Source organism: Bacillus sp. JJ1503, from assembly GCF_036965125.1.
Taxonomy (GTDB): Bacteria; Bacillota; Bacilli; order Bacillales; family Cytobacillaceae; genus Cytobacillus.
Genome location: NZ_JBALOZ010000149.1, coordinates 1 through 11,715, shown reverse-complemented (window position 1 = coordinate 11,715; position 11,715 = coordinate 1). Strand labels below are relative to the sequence as shown.

Sequence of the window (11,715 nt, the reverse complement as noted above, 5' to 3'; positions counted from 1 at the left end):
CATGCTTTATATTCTGCCGTTCCTGAGATTGGATCAAATTCATTAATTGTCAAGACGTTTGTTGGAACGTCCTCAAAATGGAAGCTCATAAAAATTAAGCCAGGAGCAACTTGGTCAGTTACCTTTGCTTTCACTTGGACGCTTCCTCTTCTTGAGCTCACTTCAACTAAATCTCCAGTATCAATTCCTAATTTCACGGCATCTTCCGGATGAATATCCGCTGACTCCTCAGCCTGCTTTATTTTCACACCACTTGCATAAAGATTTGTTTGGGTATGAGTATTATAAGATTCATAGCGTCTGCCGGTAGTGAGTGTAAACGGATATTCCTCATCTGGCATCTCAATTGGACCAGTATACTTAACCGCATTAAATGGTGATAATCGTAGATTGCTTTCATTTTCATCAAAGAATCTTTGATGGAGAATAAAGGTTCCTGGATGAGATTCATCCGGGCAAGGATAATGGAGACTGTATTCCTTCTCCAATCTAGAATATGGCATACCGCCATACATTTCCCAGGCTAAAGAGCGAACTTCCTCCCATATTTCTTCACTACTGTTATAGTGCATTGGGTAGCCCAGCCTTTTTGCGATTTCACAAAGGATTTCCCAATCGTCCCTCGTATCAGGATGAGCATCAACGGCTTTTCGAACTCGCTGAATTCTACGGTCAGTATTTGTATACGTACCCTCTACCTCACCCCATGATCTTGCCGGAAGAACGACATCTGCCAGCTTAGCAGTTCCAGTTAAAAATATATCCTGGACTACTAAAAGATCCAGTCCTTTTAATAATTTTTCAGTATGTTGCCTATGAACATCCGCGACTAATGGATTTTCACCAATGCAGTATAGCGCTTTTACAGAACCGTCTTCCATTCGTTCAAATGCGCGCGTTTGTGTATTACCTGGCTCTGGATTTATTTTTACATTCCAAGCCTTTTCGAAACGATGGCGATACTCTTCATTAGATAAGCTGACAGCACCTGGCATCTGGGTTGGCAAGCATCCCATATCTCCGGCCCCTTGGACATTATTTTGTCCGCGTAAAGGCATGATGCCACAGCCTTCTCTGCCGATATGTCCTGTCAATAAAGCAAGATTGGCGATATCAAATACGTTATTAACACCACAATGATGCTCTGTAATTCCTAAAGTATAAGCAATCATGGCTTTATCTGCCTTTGCATATTCTCTTGCTGTTTCAACAATATCCTCAGCAGGTACTCCTGTAATCGCTGCTGCGTAATCAGGGGTATACATTTTTACGTGTTCCTTTAAAGTGTCAAAATCAACAGTAAATTTATCAATGAATGCCGGATTATATAGGTTTTCTTCAATAATGACGTGGATCATAGCATTCATTAGGGCGATATCAGAGCCCACATTAATTTGTAAATGGCGATGTGAAACCTTCACCATATCTATTTTTCTTGGATCAATCACAATGATCTTTAATCCAGATTTCACCGCTTTTTTCATGCGGTTTGCAATAATCGGATGGGCCTCGGTCGTATTTGAGCCCATTAACAGTAAAACTTCTGCACGATCAAAATCTTCCAATGTGTTTGTTGGAGATCCATTTCCAAATACAGTTGCCAGACCGGCAACGCTAGGGGCGTGTCAGGTTCGGTTGCAGCCGTCAATATTGTTGCTGCCGATCACTGCTCTCATAAATTTTTGTGTTACATAGTTTACTTCATTTGTACTTCTAGCCGTAGCAAACATCGTAATGGATTCAGGACCAAATTGATCTTTGATTCCCTTAAGTTTGTCAGCAATAAAGGTATAGGCCTCTTCCCATGTCGTTTCCACAAGCTCACCGGCCTTACGGATAAGCGGTGTTGTTAAACGCCTATTCGAATGAACGTATTCATAGGCAAAAGAACCCTTTACACATGTCTGTCCTTTGTTAACGGGCGCATCTTTGTCCCCGCGAATTTTGACAATTTTATTATTGTCAACTTCCACAACAAGGCCACAGCCCGTTCCACAATATCCACAAACTGTTTTAACTTTTGCAGCTTCTCCCATATTCATCCTCCCATTTGTGAAATTTATAAGAGTCTCTTTTTACAAAAATGATCAAAAAATGCTTAAGAGAACTCTTAACAAGTAGCAGCTAGTCTCCCCAGATAGCAGTATTTTATTTAATTTCAAATAGATTGAAATATAAAAATACATATCTATTATACTATATTTTTCCTTTAGTAAATAGGTGAAACCGTCTAGAAGAGTATCGCTTTATTCATTTATATGCTAAGAGCCAGCGAAATCTCCCTGGCTATTTTTTTTCATCAGTTTTTAATTGAAGTGTCTTGTAGTAGTAGTAAGTTTGCCCGCCTATTATTCGTAGCAATGATGTAAACAGCAGCGACTGCGATGATAACTGCGATGAATGAGCCAATGTTGAGGATGCCTTTTTGAGAGTACCAAACAATTGAATATCCCACTGAACCCGCTAACAAGGCATAATAAGCGAATGGGAATAAGGTTTTTCGAATGACCACTCCTTCTTTTCCGTATAGTCCAACTACTGCAGATGCAGCTACAACGTTATGAACACAAATCATATTTCCTGCAGCACCGCCAACGGCCTGAAGTGCTACTACCCAAGTTGAATCTACACCAATTTGTAACCCTACATCATATTGAAATAATGCAAACATCATATTACTAACTGTATTACTACCAGCGATGAATGCCCCTAATCCTCCAATAAAGGTTGCAAAAATTGGCCAAAATTCCCCTGCAAGTGCGGCAACTCCATTTGCCAGTTCAATTGGCATTCTATCAAACCCTGCAGCTCCTCCTCCAGAATTCAAGAACACTTGAACCATTGGCACGGTAAAGATTAAGGCTGTTGATGCAGCAACAGTCGTTTTCGCTGATTGTGACCAAGCCTTCTTGTAAGCGTTTCCACCCATACCGTGAATGAAAAATGTCATGGCTGATACGACAATAAAGATTGTCCCAGGCGAAAACAAAATATCAAAACTAGACGTTATACCAGAACCGAAAATGTTTTCAAATTTTATGACAACCGATTTAAGCCATGTTCCAACCGGAAGAGTTTTTAATCTTGTTAATACAAGAAATAATCCTACTAAAATATATGGCGACCATGCCCTAACCATACTCATTTTTCCATTTTTATGATCTTGGATCTTGATTTCCAACTTTCCAGACCATTCAGGATCCCATTTTGACTTCTCTTCAAAATCCCATTCTTCTCCTTTTGGAGGCATAAGGAACCCTTTTTTTGCAGCAAAGACTACAATCGCAAGACCAACTAATCCCCCAACCATGGATGGGAACTCAGGTCCAAGAGTATTGGCAACGATTACATAGGGAATCGTCATGGCAAAGGCTGCAAATATAGCAAACTTCCAAACCTTAATTCCTTCAGAAAACGATTTGTTTTTCCCAAAGAACCTAGTCATTAATGCCACTACAAAAAGCGGCACTAAAGTTCCAGCAATCATATGTAAGATAGCTACCTTCCCGCCGATTGCTGTCACAAATCCAATCATATTATCTGTAATCGTTGGGTCAGCTGATAAACCGGTACTAGCTCCTACAAGCAATGGTGTACCAACGGCGCCGAATGAAACCGGTGTGCTTTGGATAACCATTCCTGCAACAACTGCAGCCATGGCGGGAAATCCTAAGCCAACCATCAGCGGAACTGCAACGGCTGCTGGTGTACCAAAGCCCGATGCTCCCTCAATAAAGGATCCGAACAGCCATGCAACAATGATAACCTGAATTCTCCTATCAGTCGAAATATCAGTAAAGCCTTGACGGATTGTGCTGAGCCCTCCGCTCTCCTGCAGTGTATTTAACAGCAAGATAGCACCAAAAATAATGTACAGTAAGGTGATTGCCACGACTAATCCATTTATGGATGCTGCTGCAACGTTAGCTCCTGGCACCTTCCAAACGAATAGCGCCAATCCTACTGCGATCACATAGGAAATTGGCATAGCTTTACTAGCTGGCCATCTAAGGCCAACTAAGAAAACTCCTACTGCAATGATTGGCATGAGAGAAAGCAAAGAAAGCATTCCCGTACTCATAAGACATTTTCCTCCTTTTGTTTCATAATGACAAACTTATTATAGCTGGTGTTGCTTATGACGAAACGTTGTTTTCTAAATATCTCAGCCTAAATAACATTATACAGGTATTCGCAAGAATATCAACAATATTCGGAAAATTGTAAAATATGCGCATTGTTTTTCGACAAAAAAATACTGTAAACACTATTATTCCTAGTATTTACAGCATTTATCTATTTTTCATAATATCCGAGCCTTGCTGATATTTGCTTGCCTATATGGATCATACGTGATTGAAGAGCTTCTAGCCGGTTCTTAGTCATTCTCATCGTTGGTCCAGAAACACTGACAGCTGCAATGACTTTACCTAAATGATCAAATATGGGCACAGCCATACATGTAATCCCATATTCATTTTCCTCTAAATCTAACGCAAATCCATTCTTTCTAACTTCAATGAGTTCTTGAAGAAATTGATCTATGTCCGTTATTGTCTTATCCGTATGAACTGGAAGCCCTTTTCGCTCAAGAATATCAGTTGCCACAGCCAGAGGTAAATGTGCAAGTATAGCTTTCCCTACCGAGGTACAGTGCATTGGAGCTCTTTTTCCAACCTTCGAATGCATTCTAAGTGCTTCATTCCCGTCTAATTTTTCAATGTAAACGACTTCCCCTTGATCATAGACAACTAGGTGAATGACTTCATTCGTCACCATTTCTAATTCTTTCAAAAATGGCTTAGCTTCTTCTCTTAAATCAATAGACTCCAGAAGTTTTGAGCTTATATCCAAAAATTTATATCCAAGCTTATATCTTCCTGTTTCCTCATCCTGCTCGACATAGCCATATTGAACGAGTGTTGAAAGTATTCGATAAACAGAGCTTTTATTAATATCCATTTGGTTTGCAATTTCCGTAACACCTAGTCCCCCTTTTTTCATGCTGACGAACATAATAATATCAAGAGCCCGACTTACTGATTTAACCATATTCTCTCTTTCCAACATTTCCTCTCCTCAAATGAACACTTTTTATTTAATTATATCGAAAATTAAAATTGCATGGCACTCAAATTGAAATGCCATGCTTAAAAGTCTTATTGTTTAATAGCAAACTTCGCCTTTGCCTCTAAGCGACGTTGGTGCAAAATTGGCTCTGTATAGCCATTTGGCTGGTCATAACCTTTAAAAATAAGATCGCGCGCAGCTTGAAAGGCGATAGAACTATCAAAGTCTTCTGCCATTGGTTGATAGTCAAGATCACCTGCATTTTGCTCATCGACCACCTTAGCCATTCGCTGTAATGTCTCTTCAACTTGTTCCTTTGTACAAATTCCATGATGGAGCCAATTTGCAACATGCTGACTTGAAATCCTTAGTGTAGCGCGGTCTTCCATTAAACCTACATTATTAATATCGGGTACTTTGGAACAGCCAATGCCCTGCTCTACCCAGCGAACAACATATCCAAGAATCCCCTGTGCGTTATTATCAAGTTCCTGCTGTATTTCTTCTGCTCCCCATTGCGGGTTTTCAGCTACTGGTACTTGTAATATTTCATTCTTCAAGTCTGCTAATTCATTTAATAGGTGACTTTGAACCTCTTTTACATGAACTTCATGATAATGAAGCGCGTGTAATGTTGCTGCTGTTGGGGAAGGAACCCATGCGGTATTAGCACCTGCTTTTACATGGGCAATTTTTTGCTTTAGCATCTCTGCCATCATATCAGGCATTGCCCACATCCCTTTACCAACCTGGGCGCGATTATGGAAGCCTGACGCCAGACCATTATTGACATTAGACCTTTCATAGGCATGCAGCCACTCTGTCCCCTTCATGTCATTCTTCCGAATCATAGGGCCAGCTTCCATGGAAGTATGAATCTCATCCCCAGTGCGGTCTAGGAATCCCGTGTTTATAAAAGCGATCCGTTCCTTCACTTCGCGGATACATGCTTTTAAATTCAATGATGTTCTTCTTTCTTCATCCATTAAACCAATTTTTAATGTATTCCGTCTGAGGCCAATCAAATCCTCAACACGATTGAACAGCTCATTAGCAAAAGCAGCTTCCATAGATCCGTGCATTTTCGGTTTAACGATATAAACGGATCCTTTTGTAGAATTTGTAAGAGCAGTGTTCCCTAATAATGAATGTTTCGCTATTAAACTCGTTACAATTGCATCTAAAATACCTTCTTGAATTTCTTCCCCGTTCTTATCCAACACGGCATTTATAGACATTAAATGACCAACATTCCGGACAAACATTAAAGAACGTCCAGGAAGAGTAAAGGAATGCCCGCTTGGTGATGTATAGCTCCGATCTGCATTCATCGTCCTTGTTACGGTTTTACCGCTCTTGTCAAAGCTTGCCGTTAGATCTCCCCTCATTAAACCAAGCCAATTTCGATAAACGAGGACTTTATCTTCCGCATCAACTGCTGCAACTGAATCTTCACAATCCATAATTGTGGAAAGCGCAGATTCAAGAAGGATATCCTTTACACCAGCTTGATCTGTTTTTCCAATCGGATGGGTCCGATCTATTTGAATTTCAAAATGCAACCCATTATTTTTAAGCAATATTGTCGATGGATTCTCTGAATCACCTTGATATCCTGCGAATTTTTCCTCATTCTTTAATCCAATTTCCTGACCATTACTTTGGACAGCCATTAATTTACCGGCAATTACCTTGTACTGAATGATGTCATGATGGGACCCTTCCTCTAATGGTACAGACTGGTCTAAAAAGTTTTTTGCAAATGTAATAACCTTTCCTCCGCGAACCGCATTATAACCATCCGTTCTAGCTGCGCCGTCCTCTTCACTTATCACGTCTGTTCCATAAAGGGCATCGTACAGGCTTCCCCAACGAGCATTTGCTGCATTTAAGGCGTATCGGGCATTATTAACAGGAACAACTAGCTGAGGACCTGCCTGAATTGCAACCTCATCATCGACATTTTCAGTCAGGATACTAAAATCCCCTCCCGCTTCTTCAAGATAGCCAATTTCCTCTAAGAAGGCTCTATAGCTAGTAAAGTAATACTTTTGATTTTCCCGATGCCATGTATGGATTTTTCTTTGAAGCTCATCCCGAATGGCAAGTAATTCTTTGTTCTTCGGAGTTAATTCATCAACAATTTCCTCAAACCCAATCCAGAATTGCTCTTGATCCACTTCACTTCCTGGAAGAACTTCATTATTAATAAACGCCAAAAGCTCACTAGCTACCTGCATTTTTCCAACTTGTTTATAAGCTGTCATCCTATTTCCTCCTTATCAATTCGTTCTCCCAATTTATCATTTCTCTCTGTTTGTTATTACGCAACAGCGTTTCATTCTATCGATAAAAAAAGAATAGCATAATCAACTCCTTATTGCAATAATATTCAGAAAATATTTAATTTATTATGCATTTAAGGCTGCTTCTTTCATCTCCTTCTTAATTTCAACACAACGGCCAGGCGTTGGAAAAAGCTTACCGGCATTTAACAGGTTTTGTGGATTGAAAACTTCTCGTATATTTGTCTGTGCGAAAATTTCATCGTCATTAAAAACAAAACGCATTTCTTCACGTTTTTCGATTCCTACTCCATGCTCCCCTGTAATCGTTCCTCCGACATCTGCACACACCTTAAGACATTCACTGCCAGCCTGCAATGCTTTTTCAATTTCACCAGGCTTTCTTGCATCAAAAAGAACAAGCGGATGAAGATTGCCATCTCCTGCATGGAAAATGTTCGCAATTCGCAGACCAGACTCTTCACTGATTTCATTAATTTTTTGCAGTACTTCTGGTAGCTTGCTGCGGGGAATTACACCATCCTGTACTAAATAATCTGGTGAAATCGCCCCCATTGCTCCAAACCCTGTTTTCCGATTCGCCCACCAGCGTTCTCTTTCCTTTTCATCCTTAGCTGCCCTTACTTCACGAACATTGCACTTCCTGCATACGTCAAGGATCTGATTGATTTGTTCATCAATCCCGGCAGCAATCCCGTCTACCTCAATGAGTAAAACCGCTTCAATATTCTTCGGGTGTCCCACTGGAAAAGCAGCAGCTTCTACCCCTTCGATAGCAACTTTATCCATCATTTCTAAAGCTGCAGGCACAATCCCGGCCGAAATTATTTCTGAAACAGCCCTGCTTCCATCCTCTACTTTGTCAAAATAAGCTAACACTGTTTGCTTGCCTTCAGGATTCTTTAATATGCGCACCGTTATTTTTGTAACAATTCCTAAAGTACCTTCGGATCCGGTTAATAGACCAAGCAAGTCATAGCCTGGCTCATCCAAAATACCGTTATTTCCGATTTCAATTATTTCTCCATTTGGCAATACGACCTCAAGTCCTAAAATATGATTGGTCGTGACACCATATTTTAAGCAGTGAGCTCCTCCTGCATTTTCAGCGACATTTCCACCTATTGTACAGCAATATTGACTAGAAGGGTCTGGAGCATAATAATAACCTTTATCCGATATCGAATTTGTAAGTTTCAGGTTGACAAACCCTGGTTCTACTACAGCCCTTCTGTTTTCTAAATCAACACTAATTAACCGCTTCATCCGAACAAGACTAATAATCACTTCTCCGTTAATCGGAATAGCACCCCCACTTAATCCAGTGCCTGCTCCACGCGCAAGAAAGGGGAGATTATTTTTCGTACAATATTTAACAAGCTTCGCCACTTCCTCGGTATCCTTAGGAAAAACAACAGCCTTTGGCAAATGCTTATGAAGAGTGAATCCATCACAATCATATGAAATTAAATCTTCCTTATGGTAAAGGATGGAACGTGCTCCACCAACAATTTCGGCTAATTGCTGAATGTGTCTATCATTCGTTTTAATTTTTGTCTTCATCGTTCACAACCTCCTTCTCATTTTGATAGGCCCAATCTAAAAGCTGGACAGTATGAACGATTTTCTGATTTCTGCCATATTTCTGCACACCAACTGCCATCTGAAGCATGCAGCCGGGATTCCCCATGGAAATCATTTCGACATCATCAGGTATATTTTCCATTTTACTTTCTAAAACAGAATCTGCCATTTCAGGATTCGTAATATTATAAATTCCCGCACTTCCACAGCACCGGTCCGCATTAGGCATATGGACCATTTCCACACCAGGAATATCTAATAATATTTCCCTCGGCTCCTCTCGAACACCCTGTCCGTGTGCAAGATGACAGGCATCATGATAGGTGATCTTTGTCTTCACTTCAGCTTTTGGCTTCTCATATCCGGTGTCGTGAAGATGCTTTGAAATATCAACAACCTTTTTGGAAAATTCCTCTGCTTTCTTATGCCACTCCGGCTCCTCACGGAATAATTCAGTATACTCCTGCATCATACATCCGCATCCAGCCGCATTCACAATTACTTTCTCAGCGTCTTTAAATGCCTCAATATTTTGCTTGGCCAACTGCCTTCCCATATCCCGGTCACCGGCATGTACATGTAGAGCTCCACAGCATGTTTGGTTTGCTGGAATCCTTACATCATTGCCATTTCTCGTCAGAACATTAATGGTGGATTCATTAATATCACTAAACATGACATCCATAATACAGCCTGTTAGCATGGCTACTTCCCTTTTCGTTTCACCTTTAGCTTTAATAACCGTTTGATTTTTATACTTTTTACGCACAGATTTATTCACTTCCGGCATGATGGCTTCCATTTGAACTAAATGCTCCGGCATGATATTAATGAGCTTTGTTTTTCTAACTACTTTTTGAATTCCGCTTTTTTGGTAAAATTTGAGCACGCCGCCTAAAGTATTTAAGCGACTATGATGCGGAAAAATGCCATGCAGAAAGAATTTACTTACAGTCCCTTTCCATCCTTTAAGGGGAATTGCCTGGCGGATCTGCCCTCGTGCTTCCTCAATCAGACCGCCAACATCTACATCAGCTGGACAGGCAGTTGTGCAAGCCCGACAATCTAAACAGGCAAATACCGGGTCCATAAATTGCTCATTCACTTCCAGTTTTCCTTCAGCTACTGCTTTAATTAAATACACTCGACCACGGGGAGAATGCTGTTCCTGACCGGTATGCTCATAAGTCGGACACGATTCAAGGCACATTCCACAGTGAACACAGTCTGCCCATTTATTTTCATCAGGCGGGTCCTTCCATAAATAATTGCCTAAGCCAGTAGTACAAGGGGGCGCTTGTTTCAATTCTGTTTCTGTCATACTCATTTCATATCCCTCCTACAAAACGATTCGGGTTTAGAATCCGATTCGGGTCAACCTTCTTCTTTATCCCTTCAAGCAAGGAAAAATAAGATGGCTTTTCCCCCCAAATATTTATTTCCTTACGGATAGAAAATGGCAGATGCTTCACAATCGCATAGCCGCCTATAGACTCAACAGTTTTCCTCAAGTCGTGAATGGAGTCGACAACATCTTCTTTGGAGCCATTTATCTTCACTTGACAAAGACCATGACCAAGTCCGCCGTGTGCTTCAACGGCTACATTTTTTATATCCTGTAGTGTCACTGCCTCCTTCATTACCTTAATTACATTAAGATTTACAACTCCTATCTTTAGTACAGCAATCGTTTCATTCCCGGAATCTTGCTCATTTAGACGCAGTTCGTAAAATTTTTTCCAGAAATTCTGTGCTTCACTTTGGTGAAGAATGGTGAGCATGGAATGTGGAGGTGCTAAAGATTTAATCATCTCCTCCTGATATTGAACAGATGTTTCCACATCCTCAAAGCTAATTGCTATTGTAAAACTCTTTTTATTATTTAGTCTTTCGGAGAGGGACGGGGTTAATAATTCAATACAGACTGGCTCAAGAACTGAGTCCAGCACTTTAATCGCAAACTCCTTTATGCTTTCCTCATTTCCTTCTGGAAAGCTAACTAAAACAAGTGATTCGTATTTTGGGAGCGGTCTTAGCTTGAAGGTCACTTCTGAAATGACGCCAAGGGTCCCCATTGAACCAATAAATAGCTTGTTCATGTCATAGCCTGCTACATTTTTAACGACTTTGCCGCCAGACCGAATAATTGTCCCGTCTGGATAAATGGTTCTAAGTCCAATGACAGAATCCCTTGCTGAGCCATATTTCAGTCTTTTAGGTCCGCTATCATTTGCTGCAATAATTCCGCCTATTGTAGCCTCAGCTGGAGAAAATGGATCAAGTGGAATTTTCTGATTCGCCTTTGCCAAATAATCCTGCAGCTCCTGGAAAGTTGTCCCAGATTTAACCGTTATCGTCATGTCCCCGACTGTATGCTCCACAACCCCTTTATATTTTGCTAAAGAGAGCAAGACATCACTCGTTTCGTTATGGCCTCCAAACCCCCTTTTTGTACCATTGCCCATAACCGATATCGTTAATTTTTTTTCATTGGCGTGCTTTAAGACAGCAGCAATATCCTCTTCCGTATATGGATAAATGGTTGCCAAGCCGCCATTACCTAAGTAATTATTATGACTGTTTGCTATCGATAATTGCTCTTCTGACAAAACTGACCTTAAATCTTCTAATAAAACAACAGTATTCATAACCAGCTCCCCTTATTGTTTTGTAATAAGAAACATCGTTTTCATTTAATGTAAAAGCCGTTACTAAATTATGTATTCTATTATCATTAAAACATTCTATCTAATTA

At 40.4% G+C, this 11,715-nt stretch carries 7 protein-coding genes and 1 pseudogene; all 8 read right to left on the bottom strand.

The features are described from left to right. Positions 1 to 1,817, bottom strand: a 1,817-nt coding sequence (fdhF, locus tag V7149_RS26525; protein WP_438824111.1) for a formate dehydrogenase subunit alpha, incomplete at its 3' end; no start/stop codon positions are given. 57 nt (positions 1,818 to 1,874) lie between these two features. Continuing rightward, positions 1,875 to 2,036, bottom strand: a pseudogene (locus V7149_RS26520) (hypothetical protein); the annotation flags it as partial. 263 nt (positions 2,037 to 2,299) lie between these two features. Next, on the bottom strand, positions 2,300 to 4,081 hold the full coding sequence (locus V7149_RS12635; RefSeq protein ID WP_335345984.1) for an L-lactate permease: 1,782 nt from the start codon (positions 4,079 to 4,081) through the stop codon (positions 2,300 to 2,302). 215 nt (positions 4,082 to 4,296) lie between these two features. Continuing rightward, positions 4,297 to 5,067: an IclR family transcriptional regulator gene (locus V7149_RS12630; RefSeq protein ID WP_335345987.1), complete on the bottom strand. Its 771-nt coding sequence runs from the start codon at positions 5,065 to 5,067 to the stop codon at positions 4,297 to 4,299. 92 nt (positions 5,068 to 5,159) lie between these two features. Beyond that, on the bottom strand, positions 5,160 to 7,337 hold the full coding sequence (locus V7149_RS12625) for a malate synthase G (RefSeq protein WP_335345983.1): 2,178 nt from the start codon (positions 7,335 to 7,337) through the stop codon (positions 5,160 to 5,162). Positions 7,338 to 7,481: 144 nt separating this feature from the next. Then, positions 7,482 to 8,939, bottom strand: a complete 1,458-nt coding sequence (locus V7149_RS12620; RefSeq protein ID WP_335345982.1) for an FAD-linked oxidase C-terminal domain-containing protein — start codon at positions 8,937 to 8,939, stop codon at positions 7,482 to 7,484. Continuing rightward, a complete protein-coding gene (locus tag V7149_RS12615; protein ID WP_335345981.1) occupies positions 8,923 to 10,287 on the bottom strand; it encodes a (Fe-S)-binding protein in 1,365 nt (454 codons plus the stop codon). The genes V7149_RS12620 and V7149_RS12615 overlap by 17 nt, the downstream gene beginning before the upstream one ends. Position 10,288: 1 nt before the next feature. Next, positions 10,289 to 11,608 (bottom strand): FAD-binding oxidoreductase, encoded by a 1,320-nt coding sequence (locus V7149_RS12610; RefSeq protein ID WP_335345980.1) that lies wholly within the window; start codon positions 11,606 to 11,608, stop codon positions 10,289 to 10,291. Positions 11,609 to 11,715 lie beyond the last annotated feature (107 nt).

Excerpts from the sequence above, each read along its gene's own strand:
- V7149_RS12635 (WP_335345984.1), bottom strand. The coding sequence starts at position 4,081 with ATGAGTACGGGAATGCTTTCTTTGCTTTCTCTCATGCCAATCATTGCA.
- V7149_RS12625 (WP_335345983.1), bottom strand. The coding sequence starts at position 7,337 with ATGACAGCTTATAAACAAGTTGGAAAAATGCAGGTAGCTAGTGAGCTT.
- V7149_RS12620 (WP_335345982.1), bottom strand. The coding sequence starts at position 8,939 with ATGAAGACAAAAATTAAAACGAATGATAGACACATTCAGCAATTAGCC.
- V7149_RS12615 (WP_335345981.1), bottom strand. The coding sequence starts at position 10,287 with ATGAGTATGACAGAAACAGAATTGAAACAAGCGCCCCCTTGTACTACT.
- V7149_RS12610 (WP_335345980.1), bottom strand. The coding sequence starts at position 11,608 with ATGAATACTGTTGTTTTATTAGAAGATTTAAGGTCAGTTTTGTCAGAA.